Source organism: Streptomyces thermoalcalitolerans (assembly GCF_039525155.1).
Taxonomy (GTDB): domain Bacteria; phylum Actinomycetota; class Actinomycetes; order Streptomycetales; family Streptomycetaceae; genus Streptomyces; species Streptomyces thermovulgaris.
In genome coordinates, this window is sequence record NZ_BAAAHG010000004.1 from 56778 (window position 1) to 79990 (window position 23213).

At 72.5% G+C, this 23213-nt stretch carries 20 protein-coding genes, 1 other RNA gene, 1 pseudogene and 1 riboswitch; of the genes and pseudogenes, 12 read left to right on the plus strand and 10 right to left on the minus strand.

Annotated features, from left to right (window positions below; translation table 11 throughout):
• Positions 1-1299 (minus strand): SCO2321 family membrane protein, encoded by a 1299-nt coding sequence (locus ABD224_RS04090; RefSeq protein WP_344046840.1) that lies wholly within the window; start codon positions 1297-1299, stop codon positions 1-3.
• 191 nt (positions 1300-1490) lie between these two features.
• Positions 1491-1549, minus strand: a riboswitch (cobalamin riboswitch).
• A 511-nt stretch (positions 1550-2060) separates the two neighbouring features.
• Positions 2061-2681, minus strand: a complete 621-nt coding sequence (locus ABD224_RS04095) for a TetR family transcriptional regulator (RefSeq protein WP_344046842.1) — start codon at positions 2679-2681, stop codon at positions 2061-2063.
• Between the two features lie 209 nt (positions 2682-2890).
• On the opposite strand from ABD224_RS04095, the gene ABD224_RS04100 reads away from it, so the two are divergent.
• The 4 genes from ABD224_RS04100 (at position 2891) to ABD224_RS04115 (ending at position 6996) form a co-directional block, all read left to right on the plus strand.
• Positions 2891-4339: a glycosyltransferase family 4 protein gene (locus tag ABD224_RS04100; protein ID WP_344046844.1), complete on the plus strand. Its 1449-nt coding sequence runs from the start codon at positions 2891-2893 to the stop codon at positions 4337-4339.
• Positions 4333-5085, plus strand: coding sequence for a class I SAM-dependent methyltransferase (locus ABD224_RS04105; RefSeq protein ID WP_344046846.1), 753 nt, complete (start codon positions 4333-4335; stop codon positions 5083-5085). The genes ABD224_RS04100 and ABD224_RS04105 overlap by 7 nt, the downstream gene beginning before the upstream one ends.
• Complete coding sequence (locus ABD224_RS04110) at positions 5082-6152, plus strand: prenyltransferase (protein WP_344046848.1); 1071 nt, start codon at positions 5082-5084, stop codon at positions 6150-6152. Before ABD224_RS04105 ends, ABD224_RS04110 begins: the two co-directional genes overlap by 4 nt.
• Positions 6153-6423: 271 nt before the next feature.
• Complete coding sequence (locus tag ABD224_RS04115; RefSeq protein ID WP_344046850.1) at positions 6424-6996, plus strand: hypothetical protein; 573 nt, start codon at positions 6424-6426, stop codon at positions 6994-6996.
• 98 nt (positions 6997-7094) lie between these two features.
• On the opposite strand, the gene ABD224_RS04120 is transcribed toward ABD224_RS04115, so the two are convergent.
• The 3 genes from ABD224_RS04120 to ABD224_RS04130 all read right to left on the minus strand — a co-directional run bounded on the left by ABD224_RS04120 (position 7095) and on the right by ABD224_RS04130 (position 9709).
• Positions 7095-7856, minus strand: coding sequence for a DUF5336 domain-containing protein (locus ABD224_RS04120; RefSeq protein ID WP_344046852.1), 762 nt, complete (start codon positions 7854-7856; stop codon positions 7095-7097).
• A 154-nt stretch (positions 7857-8010) separates the two neighbouring features.
• Complete coding sequence (locus ABD224_RS04125; protein WP_344046855.1) at positions 8011-8997, minus strand: N-acetylmuramoyl-L-alanine amidase; 987 nt, start codon at positions 8995-8997, stop codon at positions 8011-8013.
• Positions 8998-9007: 10 nt separating this feature from the next.
• Complete coding sequence (locus ABD224_RS04130) at positions 9008-9709, minus strand: class I SAM-dependent methyltransferase (RefSeq protein ID WP_344046857.1); 702 nt, start codon at positions 9707-9709, stop codon at positions 9008-9010.
• Between the two features lie 289 nt (positions 9710-9998).
• Between ABD224_RS04130 and ABD224_RS04135 the strand changes: the two genes are divergently transcribed.
• Positions 9999-11435 carry an MFS transporter gene (locus tag ABD224_RS04135; RefSeq protein WP_344046859.1) on the plus strand — a complete coding sequence of 479 codons (1437 nt, stop codon included), beginning with the start codon at positions 9999-10001 and terminating at the stop codon, positions 11433-11435.
• A 228-nt stretch (positions 11436-11663) separates the two neighbouring features.
• Positions 11664-12386, plus strand: a pseudogene (locus ABD224_RS04140) (class I SAM-dependent methyltransferase); the annotation flags it as partial.
• Between the two features lie 378 nt (positions 12387-12764).
• Here ABD224_RS04140 and ABD224_RS04145 read toward each other — a convergent pair.
• Entirely contained in the window at positions 12765-14075 is a 1311-nt protein-coding gene (locus tag ABD224_RS04145) for a hypothetical protein (RefSeq protein ID WP_344046861.1), read from the minus strand.
• A 226-nt stretch (positions 14076-14301) separates the two neighbouring features.
• On the opposite strand from ABD224_RS04145, the gene ABD224_RS04150 reads away from it, so the two are divergent.
• The 3 genes from ABD224_RS04150 to ABD224_RS04160 are packed head-to-tail and all read left to right on the plus strand — an operon-like array spanning position 14302 to position 17206.
• Positions 14302-15198 carry a Nif3-like dinuclear metal center hexameric protein gene (locus tag ABD224_RS04150; RefSeq protein WP_344046863.1) on the plus strand — a complete coding sequence of 299 codons (897 nt, stop codon included), beginning with the start codon at positions 14302-14304 and terminating at the stop codon, positions 15196-15198.
• Between the two features lie 13 nt (positions 15199-15211).
• On the plus strand, positions 15212-15955 hold the full coding sequence (locus ABD224_RS04155; RefSeq protein ID WP_344047124.1) for a zinc ribbon domain-containing protein: 744 nt from the start codon (positions 15212-15214) through the stop codon (positions 15953-15955).
• Positions 15956-15967: 12 nt separating this feature from the next.
• Positions 15968-17206 carry a bifunctional RNase H/acid phosphatase gene (locus ABD224_RS04160; RefSeq protein ID WP_344046865.1) on the plus strand — a complete coding sequence of 413 codons (1239 nt, stop codon included), beginning with the start codon at positions 15968-15970 and terminating at the stop codon, positions 17204-17206.
• On the opposite strand, the gene eda is transcribed toward ABD224_RS04160, so the two are convergent.
• The 4 genes from eda to ABD224_RS04180 all read right to left on the minus strand — a co-directional run bounded on the left by eda (position 17181) and on the right by ABD224_RS04180 (position 20127).
• Complete coding sequence (gene eda, locus ABD224_RS04165) at positions 17181-17831, minus strand: bifunctional 4-hydroxy-2-oxoglutarate aldolase/2-dehydro-3-deoxy-phosphogluconate aldolase (RefSeq protein ID WP_344046867.1); 651 nt, start codon at positions 17829-17831, stop codon at positions 17181-17183. The two genes, ABD224_RS04160 and eda, sit on opposite strands and share 26 nt — an antisense overlap.
• 81 nt (positions 17832-17912) lie before the next feature.
• Complete coding sequence (yaaA, locus tag ABD224_RS04170) at positions 17913-18695, minus strand: peroxide stress protein YaaA (RefSeq protein ID WP_344046869.1); 783 nt, start codon at positions 18693-18695, stop codon at positions 17913-17915.
• Positions 18696-18763: 68 nt separating this feature from the next.
• Positions 18764-19372 (minus strand): hypothetical protein, encoded by a 609-nt coding sequence (locus ABD224_RS04175; protein ID WP_344046871.1) that lies wholly within the window; start codon positions 19370-19372, stop codon positions 18764-18766.
• Positions 19369-20127, minus strand: coding sequence for a MerR family transcriptional regulator (locus ABD224_RS04180; protein ID WP_344046873.1), 759 nt, complete (start codon positions 20125-20127; stop codon positions 19369-19371). Before ABD224_RS04180 ends, ABD224_RS04175 begins: the two co-directional genes overlap by 4 nt.
• Before the next feature lie 164 nt (positions 20128-20291).
• On the opposite strand from ABD224_RS04180, the gene ABD224_RS04185 reads away from it, so the two are divergent.
• The 3 genes from ABD224_RS04185 to ABD224_RS04195 all read left to right on the plus strand — a co-directional run bounded on the left by ABD224_RS04185 (position 20292) and on the right by ABD224_RS04195 (position 22814).
• Positions 20292-20870: a Uma2 family endonuclease gene (locus tag ABD224_RS04185; protein WP_344046875.1), complete on the plus strand. Its 579-nt coding sequence runs from the start codon at positions 20292-20294 to the stop codon at positions 20868-20870.
• A gap of 68 nt (positions 20871-20938) precedes the next feature.
• Positions 20939-21341: RNase P RNA component class A (gene rnpB, locus ABD224_RS04190), an RNA gene on the plus strand.
• A 1011-nt stretch (positions 21342-22352) separates the two neighbouring features.
• Positions 22353-22814: a redoxin domain-containing protein gene (locus ABD224_RS04195; RefSeq protein ID WP_344046877.1), complete on the plus strand. Its 462-nt coding sequence runs from the start codon at positions 22353-22355 to the stop codon at positions 22812-22814.
• Positions 22815-23213 lie beyond the last annotated feature (399 nt).

Here is a 23213-nt window from a genome sequence, read left to right on the forward strand (position 1 = left end):
TCACGGCTGCTGCTCCCGCTGCTTGTTCCCGCGCCCGCGCAGCACCAGGCCGACGCCGGCCGCCGCGGCGAGAAGGACGCCGCCGGCGACGGCCCACCAGGTACCGGATGGGGAGTTCTGCGCGGAGTCCACATCCTTCGCGGTGTTCTTCGCGGTGGCCTCGGCCTGCTTGCCGTCGGCGGCCCGGGGCGCCGGCCCGGTCGCGTTGAGCCGCTCGACCAGGTCCACCCCGCCGAAGTCCCGCGGATCGGCCCCGGCGGCGTGGGCGGCGAAGATGAGCTGGGCGTAGGCGGCGGGTCCGCTCTGCTCGGCCCACTCCTTGAAGTTCCGCTCCAGCCACTTCAACGGCTTCTGCGCCTGTGCGGCCCCGCCCTGCACGGCGAGGGCGACGACGGCGTCGGCGGTGTTGCCGTAGTCGGGCTGGTCGTCGGCCCCGGGAAGCGAGGAGACCAGGTGACCGTCCTTGGCGACGGCCCGCGCCAGGTACGACGCCCCGTTGGCCGCCGCCCGGGCCGGGTCGGGCCTGTCGCCCTTGTTGTTCTTGTTGTTCTTGCCGGCGTCGACGCACCGGGCGGCGCCGTCCGCGTCCTTGCCGCTGCCGCCCTTGGCGGCCATGCCCTGCCCGAGGGCACCGACGACCGCCGCGGCCGTGGCGTCCGCGTTGGCGGTGAGTTCGCCCTTCTTGTCCGGCTGGTAGGCGAAGGCGCCGCCTCCGTCACCGGAGCAGGGCAGGGCGAACCCCATCAGGGCGTCGTAGGGCGACGTGCCGTTCTTCACCACGCTCTCGGGCTTCTCGCCCACGGCGGCGAGCGCGCCGATGACGAGCGAGGTCGAGTTGGCGTCGCTGGGCCCGCCCGGCGTGTATCCCCATCCGCCGTCCTTGTTCTGCACGGACTTCAGCCAGGAGACGGCCTTGCCGGTCGCGGCGTCGTGTCCGCCGAGCGCGGCGAGGGCCTGCACGGCGGCGGCGGTGCTGTTGGTGTCGACCGCCGTCCTGGCGTCACAGGCCTTGCCCGGGTCGGCGCGGAAGGCGGGGAACGAGCCGTCCGCGCACTGCTGTCCGGTCAGCCAGTCCACGGCCTCGGCGGCGGGCCGCACCCCCACGGTGTGCTGCGCGAGCAGGGCGAGGGACTGCCGCCAGACACCGTCGTACTGGGGATCGGTGCTGCCGTAGAGCCCCGAGGGCAGCGACGGCGACGCGGACGGAGCGGGGGAGGAGTCTGCGACGGCTGCGGGTGCCGCGAGGCCGATCACGGTGACGGCGGCGGTGATGACCGCGGCGCTGCGGCGGACATTCATGATCGGCGGGTGCCTCCCTGTGCTGTTCGGTGCGCCTCTGGGGCGAGGACCCCTTCGGCTCTCCCTGGGGGAGCCGGGCAGCACGGGACAGGACACCCCGGCGGCTCGGCTCCGCAGACCTCGACGGTGCCGTGCGCCGGCGGCCCGCCGACGCACATGAGCCGGTCACGTCCCGTCCGGGGCATTCCGGCTCACCGCCCTCGCGGGACGGCTCACGGTTGCGGGTCAGCGCCGGATTCGCACCGGCTTCCCCCCGTACGGGTGTGATGACGACGCCGATCACTGTACCGGCCCGTTGCAAGGGCCCCGAGCCGGTATTCCCGGCCGGGAAGACATCGGCAGAAAAAGAGGAGAAAAATCTGTCTCGGGTGGTTCCGTTCCACTATGGAGGGATATAGTGAAAGTGGCCTACGAGGCGAGTGAGGGAGTTCGACCGGAGTAGCCGACTTGGGCGAGGTGCCGAGAGGTGTCCCGCCGAGGCCGACGTCGACGGTCGGGCTGAGAGGCCGGAAAGTCTCAGGACTGGACGGCGACCCCTGGAACCTGATCCGGACAATACCGGCGAAGGGAACCCGTCTCGTAGGTCCTTTCTCTGTCTTCTCTCTGTCTCCCGGCTCTCTTCCGGGCCTTCCGGGTCTCCCGGCTCCTGCCCTTTCGGGCCGCCGCTCCCGTCCCTGCTTCCCGTCGCTTCCCCGTCCTTCTGCGCCGTCTCCCGTGCCCTTCTGCGCCGTCTCCCGCGCCGCCGCCCTTCCGGGCCGCTGTCACCGCTCTTCCTCGGGCGCCGTCAGCTCGATCAGCCGGCACGCCGTCTCGATGTCGGCCCTCACCTGAGCGATCGACGCGCGCCCCGACAGCCAGGCGATCAGGGCCGAGAACCAGGTGTGCTCGACCACGCGGACCGCGGACAGCTGCTCGGGGGTGGGGTTCTCCCGGCCCATCGCGTCCAGGATGATCGCGGTGGTTTGCCGGGACACCTGGTCGACCTCGGGGCTCGCGCTGCGGTCCGCGAAGGTCAGGGCGCGGACCATCGCGTCGGCGAGCTGCGGCTCGCGCTGCAGGGCGCGGAAGGCGCGCATCAGCGTCTCGGCCACCCGCTCGGCCGCGCTCTCACCGGCCGGCGGCTTCCTGCGCAGCGCGGCGTGCAGATGCTCCAGCTGGTCCTGCATCGTCGCGACCAGCAGATGCACCTTGGACGGGAAGTACCGGTAGAGCGTGCCGAGCGCCACCTGCGAGGCGTCCGCGACCTCCCGCATCTGCACGGCGTCGTAGCCGCCCCGGCAGGCCAGGCGCGCACTCGCGTGCAGAATGCGACGGCGACGGGCCTTCTGCCCCTCGGTGAGGGGCGGTGTGACGAGCCGGGAGGGCCTGGCGTGCGCGGACATGGGTCCCGTTCCGTGACAGTCGGTGAGGCCCGGTCATCGGACCGCAGGCAGTGGCGTCGGGTCGTGGCGCGAATCACCTGATCCACTGCTCACAGCGCGGCTACCTGCCGGTAGATTCGAAGCCTCCTGGACGATCAAGTCTGAAACTTGTTCTAGGTTAGCGTCCCGGCGTAACCTCGCGGGGCAATGCAGTCAGAAGGGGGCCCAGAGTGACCGCTGAGGCCAGTCGGGCGGGGTCCCCGACGGACTTCGCCGCAGACGGCGAGCGACCGCTCAGGATCGCACTCCTCACCTACAAGGGAAACCCGTTCTGCGGCGGCCAGGGTGTCTATGTCCGCCACCTCTCGCGCGAGCTGGCCCGTCTCGGCCACCAGGTCGAGGTGATCGGCGCACAGCCGTACCCGGTCCTCGACACCCTGGACGAGGGCGACGGCCACGGCGGCGGCCGACTGAGTCTCACCAAGCTGCCCAGCCTCGACCTCTACCGTCAGCCGGACCCCTTCCGCACCCCCGGGCGCGACGAGTACCGCGACTGGATCGACGTGCTGGAGGTCGCCACCATGTGGACCGGCGGCTTCCCCGAGCCGCTGACGTTCAGCCTGCGCGCCCGCCGCCATCTGCGCGCCCGCCGCGGCGAGTTCGACATCATCCACGACAACCAGACGCTCGGATACGGGCTGTTGGGGGACCTCGGCGCGCCCCTGGTCACCACCATCCATCACCCCATCACCGTGGACCGGCAGTTGGAGCTGGACGCCGCCGACAGCCGGATGCGCCGGATATCCGTACGACGCTGGTACGCCTTCACCCGTATGCAGAAGCGGGTCGCGCGGCGGCTGCCGTCCGTGCTCACCGTCTCCGGGACGTCGCGCCAGGAGATCGTCGACCATCTGGGCGTGCGCGAGGACCGTATCCATGTGGTCCACATCGGCGCCGACACCGACCTGTTCTCGCCCGACCCGGCCGTGCCGCAGGTCCCCGGGCGGATCGTGACCACCTCCAGCGCGGACGTGCCGCTCAAGGGTCTGGTCTTCCTGGTCGAGGCCCTGGCGAAGGTCCGCACCGAGCACCCCGAGGCGCACCTCGTCGTCGTCGGCAAGCGGCCCGAGGACGGGCCGGTCGCGCAGGCGATCGAGCGGTACGGCATCGGGGACGCCGTCGAGTTCGTCAAGGGCATCTCGGACGCCGAGCTGGTCGACCTGATCCGCTCGGCCCAGGTCACGTGCGTGCCGTCGCTGTACGAGGGCTTCTCGCTGCCGGCGGCGGAGGCGATGGCCACGGGCACGCCGCTGGTCGCCACGACCGGGGGCGCGATCCCGGAGGTCGCCGGACGCGACGGCGAGACATGCGTCGCGGTGCCGCCCGGTGACGCGGGGGCGCTGGCCGCCGGGCTGAGCCGGCTGCTGGGCGACCCGGAGCTGCGGGCGCGGCTGGGCGCGGCCGGACGCGAACGGGTGCTGCGGCACTTCACCTGGGCCCGTGCCGCCGAGGGGACGGTGGCCCGCTACCGCGAGGCCCTCGCCCTCGCCCGCGACCGCCGTCGCGCCCGCGGGGGGACCCCCGCCACGGACCCGGGCCCACGCGGCTCCACGGCCCCGGACCGAGCCGTACGACAAGCCCCAGTGGAAGCGGACTACGAAAGCAGGGCCACGTGCTGACCGTCGACTTCTCCCGGTTCCCGCTCGCTCCCGGCGACCGTGTCCTGGACCTCGGCTGCGGTGCCGGCCGGCACGCGTTCGAGTGCTACCGGCGCGGCGCGCGGGTCGTGGCCCTGGACCGCAACGGCGAGGAGATCCGCGAGGTCGCCAAGTGGTTCGCGGCGATGAAGGAGGCCGGGGAGGCACCCGCCGGGGCCACCGCCACCGCGATGGAGGGCGACGCCCTCGCCCTGCCCTTCCCCGACGAGTCGTTCGACGTCGTCATCATCTCCGAGGTGATGGAGCACATCCCGGACGACAAGGGCGTACTCGCCGAGATGGTACGGGTGTTGAAACCGGGCGGCCGGATCGCGGTCACCGTGCCCCGCTACGGCCCGGAGAAGATCTGCTGGGCCCTGTCCGACGCCTACCACGAGGTCGAGGGCGGACACATCCGCATCTACAAGGCCGACGAACTGCTGAGGAAGATGCGCGAGGCCGGTCTGAGACCGTACGGCACCCATCACGCGCACGCGCTGCACTCGCCGTACTGGTGGCTGAAGTGCGCGTTCGGCGTCGACAACGACAAGGCGCTGCCGGTGCGGGCGTACCACAAGCTGCTGGTCTGGGACATCATGAAGAAGCCGCTGGTCACGCGGGTGGCCGAGCAGGCGTTGAACCCGCTGATCGGCAAGAGCTTCGTGGTGTACGCGACCAAGCCGCACCTGCCGCGGCCGGCCGCGAGCGGCGAGGCGGCCGCCCCGTGACCACTCCCCGCACCGAACATCTGGTCCTGCCCGGCGTCCTCACCGCCGGGCAGGCCGCTGCGACCGTGCGCGGCATCCTCGCCGCACAGCGGGACGACGGGGCGATCCCGTGGTTCCGCGGCCACCACCTCGACCCGTGGGACCACGTCGAGGCGGCGATGGCGCTGGACGCGGCCGGAGAGCACGAGGCGGCCGAGCGGGCGTACCTCTGGCTGGCCCGGCATCAGCTGGGCGACGGCTCCTGGTACGCGGCCTACGCCGACGGGGCGTACGACGACGTCACCGACCGCGGGCGGGAGACGAACTTCGTCGCCTATGTCGCCGTCGGAGTGTGGCACCACTACCTGTCCACGGGCGATGACACGTTCCTGGACCGCATGTGGCCGGTGGTGTACGCGGCCGTCGAGTTCGTGCTGCGGCTGCAGCAGCCGGGCGGGCAGATCGGCTGGAAGCGCGAGGACGACGGCACGGACACGGCGGACGCGCTGCTGACCGGCTGCTCGTCGATCCATCACGCGCTGTGCTGTGCGCTGGCGATCGCGGAGCACCGTGAGGAGCCCCAGCCCGACTGGGAGCTGGCGGTGGGCGCGCTCAGACACGCGATCCGCAGGCACCCGGAGCGGTTCCTGGACAAGAGCCGCTACTCCATGGACTGGTACTACCCGGTGCTGGGCGGCGTGCTGACCGGAGAGGAGGCGAAGGCGCGGATCGAGGCGGACTGGGACCGCTTCGTGGTGCCCGGCCTCGGGGTGCGGTGCGTCGTGCCCAACCCGTGGGTGACGGGCGGCGAGTCGGCCGAACTCGCCCTGACCCTGTGGGCGGTGGGCGAGTCCGACCGCGCACTGGACATCCTGCAGTCCATCCAGCACCTGCGCGATCCGGAGAGCGGCCTGTACTGGACGGGCTACGTCTACGAGGACAAGGCCGTGTGGCCGGAGGAACTGACCACCTGGACCGCCGGGGCGCTCCTCCTCGCCGTCGCCGCGCTCGGCGGCCACGAGGCCACCTGCACGGTCTTCGCGGGCGACCGCCTGCCCCGGGGCCTGGACCCGGACTGCTGCGACTGACGGAGACGGGCCGCCGGCGCTGCCGCCGTCGGCGGCGGTGCGGACGGCCGGGGACGGCACGGCCGGCGAGGAGCCGGGGTTCCCCTCCGGCCCGATGGCGCACCGGATGTGTCGGAGGGGTCACGGAGCGACGCCCGAGGGGGGGTGGACGGCGCCCGTCATGCGTGCGGAGAGTGACGGGCGGACGCCCTCGGTGCACTGTTTCGGCAGGGACACCCGGGATCACCCGGATCAACGGAGTACTCACAGCACCGTTGTTTCTGGAGGAACCGTGCGTGTTCCGATACGACGCCTCGTCGTGGCCCTCACTCTCTGCTGCGCTCTGCTCGTCGGTACCTCCCCCGCGTGGGCCATGGGGCAGAACGCCACGCGGCCGGATCCGACCGTCACCATGGCGGCCCCCACGCCCACTCCCACGACTCCGGAGGAGAAGCAGAAGTTCGCCAAGACCCGCTTCGTGGCGAACGCGGCTCTCGCGGCCGGGGCCGTCTATCAGTGGATCTGGAAGCCGTACAAGGAAGGCAAGTTCAAGAAGGGCGCCAAGCACCGCAAGGTGACGCTCGTCAAGGCCGGCCTCGCGGGCGCGTTCGCGTACAACCGCCTCAAGGCGGCCGTGCGCAACGCCAAGGGCGACCCCACGCTCTCCAAGGCCATCGCCCCGGTCACCAAGAGCGTCGACGAGCTGAAGCAGCTGCCGTCCAAGCTCCGCAAGGGCGACGGCTCGGCGGTCAAGGACATCAACAACACCATCGACGAGGTCAAGAAAGCCGGGAAGAGCGCGGGCGCCGAGGTCAAGAACAAGGTGCCCTCCACCTCCGAGCTGTACCAGGGCGCCAAGTCCTAGACCTGCTCCCCTTCTCCGGCTTGTCCGGCACCGCCGGCCATGGCAACGGCCCCCCGCCCGAAGGAGCGAGGGGCCGTTGGACTGTCGGGGCGAGCCGGTCAGCCGCGCTGGATGTTGGAGGTGTCCTGCAGCACACCGCGGCGGCCGTCCTGCATCTCGGTCAGCAGGCCCTGGCCGCGCTGCTCCACGGCCAAGTACCACACGCCCGGCGACAGTTCGGCGATCGGCGCGGGGGAGCCGTCCTCCGCGAACAGCGGACGCGGTGCCGGCACGGCGAACCAGAACGGCGAGAAGGTCCCCGCCGACGGGTTCTGCTGGCCCTGCTGCGGCTGGGCGCCGCCGAACGGCTGAGGCTGCCCGCCGTACGACGGCTGCGGCTGGGCACCCGGGTAGCCGTAACCGCCCGCGGGCTGCGCGCCGTAGGGCTGCGGAGCGCCCGGCTTGGGGGCGGGGATCAGCGCCCCCTGGAGGGCGGGAACCAGCGGGGTGGCAACGGCCGCGGCGGCCATGAGCAGGGCCGCGATGAAGCCGAGGATCAGACCGGCACCCGCGTCGACCGAGCCGGGAATGTCCACCAGGTTCCAGAACAGGATCCACGCCGCGAGGACCGAGAACGCCGTTCCCACGGTGCCCAGGTCCAGGCCCGCCACCTTGCGGGGCTGCGGCAGACACCGGTTGACGACGATCAGCGCGGCACCGATGACCCCGCCCATGTAGAGGCCGAGGCCCGTACCCAGCCCGTCCCAGGCGGTGGTCTTCACGAAGTCCGTGTCGTACAGGCGGAGGAACGACGCGATGAAGAGCAACACCGCTGCTCCGATCACCACGCCATCGCCCCGAGTGAGGGAGCGGATGTTCACTTCAGGTCCTTCACAGGTCGTCTCGTCGTCAGTAGAGGCGTCGCTGTCACCATCTCGCCGTCAGGCCGCGGTGCGAAGCGCGGGGGGTGCCCTCAATGTACGGACGACATTATCGTCCGTATGCCCGGGCTGTCCGCAGGGACAAGCCCTCCGATCAGGACCCGCGCAGAAACCCCACGATTCCCTCAGAGATCCCCTCCGCCGCCTTCTGACGCCAATCACCGCTGGTCAGCAGCGCCGCGTCCTTGCTGTCGCGCATGTTGCCGCACTCGACGAACACCTTCGGAACCGTTGACAGATTGAGACCGCCCAGGTCCTTGCGTGTGACAAGACCGGTGCCGTTGCCGAGGTAGTTCGACGGTCCCTCACCCGTGGCGCGGACGAGGTTGCCCGCGATGCGCTCGCCGAGTTCCCGGGAGGCGGCGACGATCGGACGGGTGTCGGCGGCGCCGGCGTGCACGGCCCCCGGGAGGATCACATGGAAGCCGCGGTTGCCCGGCGCCGATCCGTCGGCGTGGAGGGAGACGGCGGCATCCGCGCGGGCGGCGTTGCCGATCCGGGCGCGCTCGTCCACGCACGGGCCCCAAGGCGGCGAGCCGTTGTCGTGGGTCAGCTTCACCGTGATGCCCTGCGCCTCGAGCAGCGCGCGCAGCCGATGGGCCAGATCCAGCGTGAACCGGGCCTCGGTGTAACCGTCGTTGGTGGACGTGCCGGTGGTGTCGCACTCCTTGAAGTGAGTGCCGACGTTCACCTTGCGGTTGATCTCGGCGGTGTGCCGGAAGTTGCCGGGATTGTGTCCCGGGTCGATGACGACGACCTTCCCCTTGAGCGGCCCAAAGGCGGCGGGTGCGGAGGTGGTGGGCGTCGAACTCGCCGACGCGCTCGGCTTCCTGTCGTCCCGGCCGGGGGAGCCGGAGGAGGGCGGCAGCGACTCCTCGGGCTGCGCGGGGCCGCCCGTGGCCGACGGCGGCGCGGCGGCCTGCCCCGAGTCCCCGCCCGAGGACCCCACGGCCTCGTACGCCACCCACCCCAGCAGCGCCCCGGGCACCAGCGCGGCGAGCGCGACGGTCAGCAGCCCGCGCCGGGGGCGGCGCGGACGCTCGGACTGCGGGGGACCGTAGACGGGGTCTGGGTAGGACACGACTGCGACTTTAACGGTGCCCGGAGGCGCTCGCCTCCGTTCGCCGCAGGACGCGCAACGAGCCGGTCACCGAGACCTCGGTGAACTCCCCCGACTCCAGGGCCCGGAGATAGATGCGGTACGGGGCCTGCCCGGTGAACTCGTCCACGGGGTCGGGGAACACGTCGTGGATGACCAGCAGGCCGCCCACGGCCACATGTGGCGCCCAGCCCGCGTAGTCGGCGCCGGCGTGCTCGTCGGTGTGGCCGCCGTCGATGAAGACCAGGCCGAGCGGGGAGTTCCACAGGGCGGCGATCTGCGGCGAGCGGCCGACGAGCGCCACCACGTGCTCCTCCAGCCCGGCCCGGTGCAGGGTGCGCCGGAAGGTGGGCAGCGTGTCCATCAGGCCGATCTCGGGGTCGACCGTCTCCGGGTCGTGGTACTCCCAGCCGGGCTGCTGTTCCTCGCTGCCGCGGTGGTGGTCCACGGTGAGCGCGGTGACCCCGGCACGCCGGGCCGCGTCGGCGAGCAGGAGGGTGGAACGCCCGCAGTACGTGCCGATCTCGAGCAACGGCAGCCCGAGCCGCCCGGCCTCCACGGCCGCCGCGTACAGCGCGAGCCCTTCGTCGACGGGCATGAACCCCTTCGCGGCCTCGAACGCGGCGAGGATCTCCGGCGGGGGTCCTCCCTGCTCGGATGCGGCCGGGAGCTTGGACGGGGGCACCGCGGGCATGAGGCGGGGTCCTTCCGGTTGGTGCGTGCGTTCCGGCGGCCATGCTGCCGCACGCCCTGCCGGCCGGGTGACAGGGGTGCGGTGACGTGGATCTCAGCCGGACGCGCACGGGCGCCGGGCGGGACGCCGTACCGCCGCCGATACCGGCGCGATACCGCCGTCGACACGGCCGCTGTACGGCCCGCCGTACGCCCGTCGGACGGCGTCGGCCGGGCGCGGGACCTGGGTCCGCGGACCGATCGGCACCCCGGCGAATATCCGATGCGAGGGGCACGGGCGGCTTGAGAGCATGGCACTCATGCTCGAAGCCGCTGACACCGCCCCGACCGTCCGCCGCCGCACCGCGTCGCCGCCCACCTGGCTCGTGGTGGCCCTCGCCTGCGCCGGACAGTTCCTCGTCGTGCTGGACGTGTCCGTCGTGAACGTGGCGCTGCCGTCGATGCGGGCCGGCCTCGCGCTGAGCGCCTCGGGACTGCAGTGGGTGGTGAACGCCTACGCCATCGCGTTCGCCGGCTTCATGCTGCTCGGCGGCCGGGCCGGGGACCTGTACGGGCGCAAGCGCATGTTCCTGCTGGGGCTCGGCCTGTTCACGCTGGCCTCGCTGGGCGGCGGCATGGCCCAGGAGGGGTGGCAGCTGCTGCTCGCGCGGGCCGTGCAGGGACTGGGCGCGGCCGTACTGGCGCCCTCCACCCTGACGCTGCTGACCGCCGCCGTGCCCGAGGGGGCGGCCCGGGCCCGGGCCATAGCCACCTGGTCGGCGGTCGGCGCGGGCGGCGGAGCGGCGGGCGGCCTGGTCGGCGGAGTCCTGGTGCAGGGGCTGTCGTGGCGGTGGGTGCTGCTGATCAACGTGCCCATCGGTGCGGTGGTGCTCGCCGGAGCCGTGCGGTGGCTGGTGGAGAGCCGGGCCGGGGACGGGCGCCGGCTGGATCTGCCCGGAGCGGTGCTGGTGACGGCGGGGCTGGCGGTCCTGGCGTACGGGATCTCGCAGACCGAGGCGGAGGGCTGGACGGCCACGGCCACGCTGGTGCCCCTGCTCGCCGGGCTCGTGCTCATCGGGCTCTTCCTCGCCGTCGAGGCGCGCACGGCCGCCCCGCTGATGCCGCTCGCGCTGCTGCGGGTGCGCTCGGTGGCGTCCGCGAACGTGGCGATGTTCCTCTCCGGCGCGGCGATGTTCTGCATGTGGTTCTTCATGACCCTGTACGCGCAGAACGTCCTCGGCTACTCGCCGCTGGCCGCCGGACTCGCCCTGGTCCCCAGTTCGCTGGCGGTGGTCGTCGGCTCCAAGGTGGCGCCGCGCCTGATGCGGGCGGCGGGGGAGCGCAATGTCGCCGTGCTGGGCACGCTGGTGGCGGTCGCCGGGTTCGCCTGGCAGTCGACGATGCGGGCGGACGGCACCTATCTCACGGACATCATGTTCCCCGGGATCCTGATGATGCTGGGCGCGGGAGTGGCGGGCACCCCGCTCGCCGCGCTGGCCACCTCCGGGGCGGCGCCCGAGGACGCCGGGCTGGTGTCCGGGCTCATCAACACCTCCCGCACCATGGGCGGTTCCCTGGGCCTCGCGGTCATGTCGACCGTCGCGGCGGCCCGCACGGGGGACCGGAACACTCCGGTGGCCCTGACGGAGGGGTACGCGGCGGTCTTCCTCACCGGTACGGCCGTGCTGCTCTTCGGGGCGCTGCTGATGCTGGTGTGGCTGCCGCGCTCCGCGGAAAAAGTCTCCTAGGCACGGCGTGATTCGCCGCCCAGGAGGCCTGTGACGCGGGGCCGGGCGGGATTTCCGTCCGGCCCCGGTGCGATCCCCTTCCGGCGCCCGCGGCAGCCCCGCACACACCCGGACAGCACGCCCCGCACGACCGCACCCACCCCAACTGACCTGGGCTTTCAGGCTGTTCGGCGCTACGGTCGCGGTACTGGGAGCGGGCCCTGGACGGGCCCGGGAGAGGGGACCCGCATGGACCGGGACATCCGCACCGTGGACGACGTGCTCCGGCTACTGGACGGGCTGTTCGCACCGGACGCCGACCGCTGGACGGGCGATGCGGCCGGCTGGTGGGACGGGTTCTACGCCGACCGGTCGCGGCCGGTGCCCTTCTTCGTGGCCAAGCCGGACGAGAACCTCGCCGAGTGGGTGGAGCGGGGGATCGTCACCGGGCGCCGGGCACTGGATCTGGGGTGCGGGCCGGGGCGCAACGCCCTGTATCTCGCCGCGCGGGGGTTCGAGGTGGACGCGGTCGATCTGTCGGCCGAGGCCATCGCCTGGGGACGGGAGCGGGCCCGGACGGCGGGGGCCGATGTGCGGTTCGTGCACGGGGACGCCTTCGGGGAGGCCGGCGCGCGGCTCACCGGCCCCTACGACCTCGTCCATGACTCCGGGTGCTTCCACCATCTGCCGCCGCACCGCCGGATCAGCTATCTGGCCCTGGTGGAGAGGGTCCTGGCCCCCGGCGGTCATCTGGTGCTGACCTGTTTCGCGGCCGGGAGCATGGGATGCGAGCTGTCCGACGCCGAGCTGTACCGCGACGGCCGTCTGCACGGCGGGCTCGCCTACACGCCCGGGTCGCTGCGGCGGATCTTCGCGGAGCTGACGGAGGTGGAGCTGCGGCGGATGCGGGACGAGCCGGAGGAGTCGCCGTACTTCGGGAAGGCGTTCCTGTGGGCGGGGCTGTTCCGGCGGGAGGCGGCGGTGCGGCCGGGCGGCAAGGGGAAGGACGCGGCGGTGCCGGCCGGCGCGGCCGTCGCATCCGTCCGGGAGCCGGGCGGGGACGGGGCCGTTCGCCGCTCCAAGTGCCGTCAGGCGGCCGCTTCGGTGCCCTCGGCCGGCTTGCGGTGCCGGCCGCTGGGCGGGGCCTCGACGTCGTGGGAGGAGGCCGGGCCGCGGTGCCTGCCGCGGCCGGGGGCCGGCTGGTCTCCCTGGCCCGCGGTCTCGAGCGGCTGGGTCGTGCTGACGTCGCTCATCGGAAGAAATTCACCCCGTCAACCATGATCTTTTGTACGGCCGGGCGAGTGTAACCAGCGCACCGGGGGGCGAATTCAGACAGTGCGTCAACCGGCACTATTTCGTTACAAGCTGCCCCAGAGGTGCTTGTTGCAGGGGAACGGGACGGGGAGCGAAGTGGGCCGGAAGGCCTGATTCCGTTGCGGCTGCCTTCTGTTCGGGAACGGGGGCGGGGCCGGGGGAGGGAGCGGGGTCGAGGTAGGGATGGGCGTAGGCGTAGGGCTGCGGATGATGTGCGGCTTGTGGTTCGCCGTGCGGTCCGGGAGACGACGCGGGGTCGGGGCACGGCCCAAATCCCTGACCCCGGTCCCACGCCCCGGGCGCGGCCGGGTGAGGGGCGCCGGCCGGAGCCGGGGCCGTCCACCGTGCCAGCCCGCACGGCACCGCCCCGGTGGCGCACGGCAGTTGGAGCACACCGTCGCCCGTCCACAGCCCCGCCCCGGTCAACCACCCCTCGGGCGCCGGAAGATGGCACACCCAGCCCTCCGCGGGCCGCCATACGCCGACCCAGCTGCCGTAGGCGCCGTCGCAGCGCAGCGCCACCGCGCAGTGCTCCGGGGTGAGCGCCTGCCCCGGCTGGATCGCGAACGGCGTCACCACGCAGTCGGGCAGCATCAGGCACTCCGGAAAGCGCACCGGCAGCGTGCTGCCGAGGATGCCCCAGCCCAGCCGCTCCCGGCCGGGCGAGGGCGCGTCCGAGCGGATCAGCAGCAGCCCGCTGTCGGGGTCGGCGAGCAGCAGCCGGTCGTTGCTGTCGGCCGCGATCTGCAGCAGTGGGGACATCTCGCCGCCGCGTTCGAGGTCCACCACGACCGTCTTGGTGCGTCCGCCGGCCCGCCGGTCCAGGGCGAGCAGCCGTCCGGTGCGGTCCAGCCAGACCCCGCCCGAACAGCGGCCCGGCACCTCGGCCAGCTGCTCGGGTCCGTGGGCGCCGCCCGCCACCAGCCACACCGCCGTGGAGCGCGGGCCCGCGGCGAGCGCGTACGCCCGCCTGCCCCCCGGTGCCGGGGGCAGCAGCCGCAGCCGGGCGTCCTTCGCGCACTCGAGGGCGCCGAGCGGCAGTTCGCCGGTGCCGGGGCCGGTCGGATACAGCAGCGAGAAGGCGTGCCGGCCGGCCATCGGCCGCCGGATGAGGACCCGGCCGTCGCCCATCGGCTGCACTTCCGTGCCGGGCTCCTCGGACCGGCTGCCGGGCAGCGGGACCGCGTACGGCTCGGGGCCGTCCAGCGTCCACCGCTCGGGATACCAGGAGTCACCGCTGCGGGCGAGCCGGGCGGCGTAGGCGCCGTCCGCCGTGATCGTGCAGCCCGCCCGCGGAACACCGTCGTCCTCGCCGGCCGCCGAAGGCTCGACAACACAGGCCGTCATTTTTCGGTCACCTCCTGTGAGGACGGTAGTTTTCGTGCGCACAGGGGGCGGACCGGCGGGCGGCGGCTTCACACATACGGGTGGCCCAGGAACGATTCGCCTGAGAAACCGGGGCCGGTCGTGCCTGTCCGGGAACCGGGTCCGCGGTGCTCGGCGGGCGCGGCCTCGCACGGGGGGGCGACGGCAGCGGTGCAGCCACGGCGAACACCCAGGTAGCCTTGCACTCGTGCCCCTTCTGTCTGACGTCATCGCCGAGCTGGAGAACCTGTGGCCCGCCGGGCGGGCCGAGTCCTGGGACGCGGTCGGCACCGTCGTGGGCGACCCCGACCAGGAGGTCGGCCGGGTGCTGTTCGCGGTCGACCCGGTGCAGGAGATCGCCGACGAGGCGGTGAAGCTGGGCGCCGACCTGCTGGTCACGCACCATCCGCTGTATCTGCGCGGTACGACGACCGTGGCGGCCTCCACCTTCAAGGGCCGTGTGGTGCACACCCTCATCAAGAACGACATCGCCCTGCACGTGGCCCACACCAACGCCGACACCGCCGACCCGGGGGTCTCCGACGCACTGGCCGGGGCCCTGGACCTGCGGGTCGTACGCCCCCTGGTGCCGGACCCCACCGACCCCGCCGGCCGCCGGGGCCTGGGCCGGGTCTGCGAGCTGGACCACCCGCTGACCGTGCGCGAGCTGGCCGCCCGCGCCGCCGAGCGGCTGCCCGCCACCGCGCAGGGCATCCGGGTGGCCGGCGACCCCGAGGCACAGGTCCGCACGGTCGCCGTCAGCGGCGGCTCCGGCGACAGCCTCTTCGAGGCCGTACGGGCCGCCGGGGTCGACGCCTTCCTCACCGCGGACCTGCGTCACCACCCGGCGTCGGAGTTCACGGCGGACCGCTCCCGCGGTCCGGTCGCGCTGCTCGACGCGGCGCACTGGGCCACCGAGTGGCCCTGGTGCGAGCTGGCCGCCGCCCAGCTCGACGAGATCTCCGACCGGCACGGATGGGGCCTTCGCGTCCATGTCTCCACGACGGTCACCGACCCGTGGACCGCCCACGCGGCGTCCGTCCGCCCGTCGCCCGCCGTCCCCCCTCCGGGGAGCGCCACACGCGCCCCCTCTGCCACCGACTGACAGGAGCCCCCAACTGAACGCCGCGCCCGCCGACCAGATCCGACTCCTCGACGTCCAGGCTCTCGACGTCCGCCTGCAGCAGCTCGCGCACAAGCGGAAGTCCCTGCCGGAGCACGCCGAGATCGAGTCGCTGTCCAAGGACCTCGCACAGCTGCGCGCCCTGCTCGTGGCCGCGCAGACGGAGGAGAGCGACTGCGCCCGCGAGCAGGCCAAGGCCGAACAGGACGTGGACCAGGTGCGCAAGCGTGCCGAGCGCGACCAGCAGCGCCTGGACTCCGGAGCGGTCACCTCGCCGAAGGACCTCTCCAACCTCCAGCACGAGATCGCCTCGCTCGCCAAGCGGCAGGGCGACCTCGAGGACATCGTCCTGGAGGTCATGGAGCGCCGTGAGGCCGCACAGGAACGCGTCAAGGAGCTGACCGAGCGCGTCGCCTCCGTCCAGGCCAAGGCCGACGACGCCACCGCGCGCCGGGACGCGGCCCTGGAGGAGATCGACAAGGAGGTGGCCTCCGTGACCAAGGAGCGCGAGGTCATCGCCGCCGCCGTCCCGGCGGACCTGCTGAAGTTCTACGACAAGCTGCGCGAGCAGTACGGCGGCATCGGCGCGGCCAAGCTGCACCAGCGCACCTGCCAGGGCTGCCGCCAGGAGCTCGCCATCACCGAGCTGAACGACATCCGCGCGGCGGCCCCCGACAGGGTCGTGCGCTGCGAGAACTGCCGCCGCATCCTGGTGCGCACCGCCGAGTCCGGTCTGTAGGGGGCGGTGGGCGTGCAGGAGACCGTCCGGGAGTCCGGCCGGGAGCTCGTCGTCGAGGCGGACGGCGGCTCGCGGGGCAATCCGGGTCCCGCGGGCTACGGCGCGGTGGTGCTCGACGCGGCGACGGGGGAGCCCCTGTCCGAGACCGCGGAGTACCTGGGGGTCGCCACCAACAACGTCGCCGAGTACCGCGGTCTCCTGGCCGGTCTGCGCGCCGCGCACGCACTGGACCCCTCGGCGAGGGTCCGGGTCCGCATGGACTCCAAGCTGGTGATCGAGCAGATGTCGGGCCGCTGGAAGATCAAGCACCCGGATCTGAAGCCGCTGGCGGCCCAGGCGGCCGGGGTGTTCCCGCCCGGGCGGGTGACCTACGAGTGGGTCCCGCGGGAGCGGAACAAGCACGCCGACCGCCTGGCCAACGAGGCGATGGACGCGGGAGTGCGGGGAGAGCAGGGGCCGGCCCCGGCGTCCGCGACGGCACCGGACACACCGGACGCACCGGCGCAGGCCGCGCCGGCACGGACCACGCCGGCACGGACCACGGCGCCGGACGCGGCCGCGCGGGCCGACGCCGACGTCCGTGCCGCGCGGACCGTCGCCACCCCCGGCTGGGGGCCCGCCGACCTCGGCCCTCCCGCCACCTTCGTGCTGCTGCGGCACGGGGAGACGCCACTGACACCGCAGAAGCGTTTCTCGGGCAGCGGCGGCACCGATCCGTCGCTGTCCGGGATCGGCCGGGAACAGGCCGAGCGGGTCGCCGCGGCGCTCGCCCGGCGCGGCACGATCCAGGCCGTCGTGACCTCCCCCCTCGCCCGTGCCCGCGAGACCGCCGGGATCGTCGCCGCCCGCCTCGGCCTCGACGTGGCCGTGGAGGAGGGACTGCGCGAGACCGACTTCGGCGCCTGGGAGGGGCTCACCTTCGGCGAGGTGCGCGAGCGCTACCCCGACGACCTGAACGCCTGGCTGGCCTCCGCCGAGGCCGCACCCACCGGCGGCGGCGAGAGCTTCGCGGCGACCGCCCGCCGGATCGCCGCCGCCCGCGACAAGCTGATCGCGGCCCACACGGGCCGCACGGTCCTGCTGGTCACCCACGTCACCCCGATCAAGACGCTCATTCAGCTGGCCCTCGGCGCCCCGCCGCAGTCCCTGTTCCGCATGGAGGTGGCGGCGGCGTCGCTGTCGGCGGTGGCGTACTACGCGGACGGCAACGCGAGCGTCCGTCTGTTCAACGACACGTCCCATCTGCGCTGAGCGCCGCCGCCGCACGGGCCAGCCGCTCGATCCGCGCCCAGTCCCGGGCGGCCACCGCGTCCGCGGGAACCATCCAACTGCCGCCGACACAGCCGACGTTGGGCAGCGCCAGATATCCGGGCGCGCTGTCGGGCCCGATGCCGCCGGTGGGGCAGAAACGGGCCTGGGGGAAAGGGCCGTACAGCGCCCTCAGATACGCGGTGCCGCCCGCCGCCCGCGCCGGGAAGAACTTCATCTCCCGCACCCCGCGCTCCAGCAGCGCCATGACCTCACAGGCCGTGGACACCCCGGGCAGGAACGGCACCCCGGACGCCCGCATGGCCTCCAGCAGCGCACCGGTCCAGCCGGGACTCACCAGGAACCGCGCCCCGGCCGCCACACTCTCCGCCGCCTGCGCCGGCGTGAGGACCGTACCGGCCCCCACCACCGCGTCCGGCACCTCCTCGGCGACGGCCCGGATCGCGGCCGGCGCGGCCGGTGTCCGCAGCGTCACCTCGATCGCGGGCAGTCCCCCGGCCACCAGGGCCCGCGCCAGCGGTACGGCGTCGGCGGCGTCCTCGACGACCAGGACGGGCACGACGGGGGCGAGGTCCAGCACGGAGCCGGCCGGCAGGGGGGAGGGCATGGCGTCATCGTGCCCAGGGCGAGTGCAGCGCGCAATGCACGTTGCACACACTGCAACGCGCTTTCGCCGGTTCCTCAGTGGTCAGTGGACCTCCGTCACCAGGACGTCCAGCGTCCACGGCTTCCCCGCCTTCGCGGGCGGCTCGGCCTCCACCACATGCCCGAGGTCCCGCAGCGCCTCCACCAGCTCGGCCGGGTCCTTCGGCGCGGCCCCGTCGGTCAGCAGACTGCGCACGATCCGCCCCTTGGTCGCCTTGTTGAAATGACTGACGACCTTCCGGGTCGGCGCGTGCAGCACCCGCACGGTCGCCGTCCGCCCGGCGACCTCCCCCTTCGGCCGCCAGGCGGCGGCGTAGGCGGCGGACCGCAGGTCCAGCACCGGCCCGTCCCCGGCCACCTCGGGCAGAACGGAGGCCAACGGCGCACGCCAGTGCGCCGACAGGGCTCCCAGACCCGGCAGCTTCACCCCCATCGAGCACCGGTACGGCGGAATCCGGTCGGTCACCCGCACCGCGCCCCACAGCCCCGAGAAGATCAGCAGCGAGGACGCGGCGCGCCGCCGGGCGGCGGCGTCGAGGGAGGCCAGGTCCAGGGCGTCGTAGAGCACCCCGGTGTAGATCTCCCCGGCGGGCCGTGTCCCGGCCGTGCGCAGGCCGGCGTTCTTGGCGACCTCGCCGCGCAGCCCCTCGCTCAGCCCCAGCACCTCGCGGGCCTTGTCCTCGTCCCCGGAGCACAGCTCCACCAGCTCGGTGAGCACGGCCTCCCGGGCGGCGGTCAGCCCCGGCAGCGACAGCGACTCGGGCCGCACGGGAGCACCGTGGCCGGAAGCGGCCTTGCCCTCGGACGGCGGCAGCAGGACGAGCACACGTACTCCTTCGGTGGTCGGGTCCGGTGTTCGGGACGGTTCCGCCGCAAGCGTACGGCGCCCGCCCCTCAGGCCCGCGCGGTGCACTCCCCGGCTGCCGTCAGGGCCCGGACCAGGGCATCGGGGTCGTCGGCGTTGAAGCGGACGACACGCACCGTCCGGCGGCGGCCGAAGAAGGTGACATGGGTGACCGGCTCGGTGAGTTCGAGCGTGACGGTCGTCTGCGCGCCCACGGCGACATCGAGCTCGCCGTCGGCCCGCTCGTGGGAGGTGCGCAGCTCGCGGCGGACGGAGGCGATCCGCTCCAGCGGTATCCGCAGATCGACGTGGACGGCCCGGCGGATCCGCAGGGCACCGGCCTCCAGGACGTGCGGGCGCACGACGGAGGCGGCGTGCAGGGCGACGACGATGACGACGGTGTACACGTCCAGGACGAGCACCACCGCGTGCACGACCGGCCAGTTGCGCAGCAGCACGGACATCATCACCGTCTCGACCAGGCAGACGAACCCGAACCCGAGCAGCAGCGGGCCCTGCGCCCGCGCGTACCCGAAGGCCGTCCCGCCTCGGACGCCATGGGTCCGCCGTGCCAGCCACAGCACCAGACTCACCAGGAGCCTCAGCTCGTGCCGGGCGAGAATCCAGGGGATGCCGAGAGCTTTCACGACCGCCCTCACGACTGCTCCCCTTCGGTGACGATCCGCAGCGTCCGGCGGATCGCCTCCGCCTGGGCCGGGGCGAAGTCGGCGTAGAAGGCCCGCAGGAAGCTGTTGTCCTGGTCGATGCTCACGCCCTCGGGCAGCAGGCCGACGGGCAGGCACGCGGCAAGGGCGTGGGCGGCCTCGTCCACCCGCGGATCGTCCGGGCCGGCGTCGGCGAGCGCGTCGAGCAGGGCGTACGCGTGGAGCGCCTGCTCCTTGGCACCCGGCGCGCTCAGCGCACCGCTGAGCAGCTCCGTGAACCGCTTCCGCTCCTCCGGCGACGCCGCGGTCTCGATCAGCGCGAGCACCTCCCGGTCCTTGGCCGCCATGGGGGAGTCGGTGACCTGGGACATCTCCCGGAACAGCGCGGCCAGCTCCGGGGAGAGAGGGCCCTCGGCGCTCGGCCCGCCCTCCGTCTCCAGCAGCGTCCGCAGCCGCGCCCGCCGGTCCCGGATCGCCGCCTCCTGCCGCGCCAGGTCCTCGTCCAGCTCCGTCAGCACCTCGACGAGGTCCTTCCCGGCGTCGTCCGCGAGCACGTCCCGCACCTCGGCCAGCCCCAGCCCCAGCTCGGTCAGCCGCCTGATCCGGGCCAGCACGACCGCGTGCCGCAGCGTGTAGTCCCGGTACCCGTTCGCCCGCCGCTCCGGCTCCGGCAGCAGCCCCAGGTGGTGGTAGTGCCGCACGGCCCGCGTGGTGACGCCGACGGCCGCGGCGAGTTCTCCTATCCGCATGGGGACCAGTACAGACGTTGACGTTGCGTAAAGGTCAAGGAGCAGGTCTGATGCCTGACGGGGATCGCGATCGTGTGCCACGATCGAGGGAGCGGTTCCCGATCTCATGGACAGGTGATCCTGGGATGCCCGAGTCTGGCGAGCGACCGAAGGAGGGGCGTGACATGACTGCTGTGGCTCATGAGCCCATCACGCCGGCTGAGGGCCTGCTGGAGATCTTCCTGTCCCTCGACACCCCGGAGGGGTTCCGGGCCGAACTGATCGAGGGGGAGATCGTCGTGACACCGCCGCCGGACGGGGACCACGAGGACTACATCGAGTTGATCGTGAACCAGGTGTACGAGCGGTCTCGCACCAGCATGCAGTTTTCCGGGAACAAGGGCCTGCGGCTGAAGAGCGGAGGCGGATGTCCGAAGGATCATGTGATTCCGGACGGCACCTTCGCCCCCAGGGCCCTGCGCCTCTACCGAGGCGCCGGCCCCTGGATGCCCTGCGACGGCGTGGCCATGGTGCTCGAGGTGACGTCGACCAAGCCCAGGACTGGCCGCGAGGCCAAACGCCGCTGCTACGCCCGTGCGGGTATCCCCCTCCACCTGCTCGTCGACCGGGAAGCCTCATCCGTCACGCTGTTCAGCGAGCCGGAGAACGACGACTACCTGGAGCTTTGCACGCGCCCGTTCGGCAAGTCCCTCACACTCCCCGAACCCTTCTCCTTCGACCTGGAGACGGCGGACTTCCTCTGACCGAATGACCGGACCGAAGCGCAGACGGGACCGACCGGTGTGCCCGGTACCATGGTCCATACGGCAGACGAGCCGGGCGGACGGCCGCGGGAAGCCCTTCCGGGGGCTTTCCGAGGAACGTCCGGGCTCCACAGGGCAGGGTGGTGGCTAACAGCCACCCGGGGTGACCCGCGGGACAGTGCCACAGAAAGCAGACCGCCGGGAGCTTCGGCCCCCGGTAAGGGTGAAACGGTGGTGTAAGAGACCACCAGTGCCCAGGGCGACCTGGGCAGCTAGGTAAACCCCACCCGGAGCAAGGTCAAGAGGAGACACTCCGGTGTCTCTGCGCGGACGCTTGAGGGCTGCCCGTCCGATGTCCGCGGGTGGACCGCATGAGGCCGGCGGCAACGTCGGTCCCAGATGGATGGCCGTCGCCCCGGGCTCCGCGAGGAACCCGGGGAACAGAACCCGGCGTACAGCCCGGCTCGTCTGCCGCTGCCTGCGGCTTTGCCATGGAAAGGGCCTCTGACCCGCAGCGGAGGCTCTTTCGGTCTTTCGAGGGCTTGCCGCGTCAGGCGGCGGAAAGTCCCTGGGAAGTCCCACGGACAGCGCCGACCGGATCCGCACCTCCACATCACCGACCGGTTCCGCGGCGCCGAGGCCGGGGCAGTCCGGGTGCCGGAGCGTCGCGTCGCACCCGGTCGAGGCCGGGGCTCGGCGGATGGGCATGGCCCCTGAAGAGGCAGTCCACCCGGTGCCTCCGGAGGCCGTCGCGGAGATCATCAGGGAGACGGCGGGCGGAGAGGAACACGGCGCCGGAGAAGGGTTTCAGCTTGTGGTCCCGCGAGGTGCCCTGGTGTGCCGGAGACACTGACGGGACAAGCCATGAAGATCCGGGCCTCGGCCCCACCCACGCGAGCGGTAAAACCGTGCCTCGGGGTGTCTCACCCTCGATGCGGTGCAGGGCCTCTATGGAGAGCAGCTGGTCGATGGCGTGGTCCACTTCTTCCTGCGGCACTCCGAGAGCGGTGCGGAGGCGGTCCCGGGTCAGGGGATGACGCTGGAGGGCTTCCCGGTAGGCGCGTTTCACGGTGGGTGACATCCGTGACGAGGGTGATTCGTCCGACGTGTTCTGTTTCCCCCATTCGTTCTTCCTTCACGTTCAGGCGATGCCTATACATGATCCATTGGGGCGATGGCGTGGGGCGGACCTTGTCGCGAGGATCAGTTGTGGGCCATGCGGTGCCGAACAGGCATACGACCGGCGGCTGACACTTCACACACGGGGGGGAGAACGTGATTCACGCACGGGGGGAGAACATGAACGGGATCAAGCACTGGACGCTCCTGCGGCCCTGGGCGAACTCGTCACCAACGCCGGGATACGAGGCAGTCGCACCGACTGGAACGCATGGCATCGGCTGGTGACGCCATGGGAGTTCGAGCGCTACGCCGAGTCGGAGTGACAGACGCACCGCGGGTGAACGCACATCAGGGGATTTAATGCACACCATCGTCGAATCCACCCACGGCGCGGTGCCCGTGCCGTCGCCGGACCATGAGTGGACCGTACTGTTCTTCATCACCGAACCCGGCATAGGCGAGCGCCTGCCGCACCTGGCGGGCTGCACCACCGGACTGTGCACGGTGCGCGACGAGGCCGCGGCCTTCGCCAGGGCGAACGCCCGGGTACTCGGCGTCAGCGCGCACCCACCGGGGCATCTGCGTGCGTTCGCCGAGAGTCATGACCTGGGGTACCCGCTGGCCGGTGACCCGGACCTGGCCCTCGGCCGGGCACTGGGTGTGCCGGAGGTGCGAGCGGGGGAACGCACTCTGTTCGACCGTGCCGTCGTGGTGCTCGACTCAAGTGGCCGCGTACGAGCGCTGATCCATCCGGTGACGGACCCCGGACAACACGCTGCCCTGGCCCTGGAGCATCTGGACAGGCTGCGTGGACACGGCTGAGTCGCCCAGGCCCGGCCGGCCGGAAGCTCGTGGACCGTGCCCGCAGGATGCTTCCGGAGCCCGGGCGCCGTGCGCGCTGGCCCTGTCCACGTTTGCCGGCCAGACGGGCAGCGGTCTTCTGCTGCCTGTCGGCGCTGTGTTCTTCACGCAGTCCGTGGGGCTTGCCCCGTCCCAGGCCGGTGCCGGACTCGCCTCGGCGGGGCGGCCCGGCTCAGCGGGTACGTCGCCCTGCTGCGCGACCCGGCCCCCAGCACGGACAGTGACGGGAACCTGACCGAACGGAGAGTGCGACGGCACTCCTTTTGACGAGTTATCGCACCCGGCCGTCTGGCCTACCTTCTGCGGTGCAGCAGAGCAGACGGAAGTGACGACGGCAGAGCCGACGCGCCGATGCCCTCG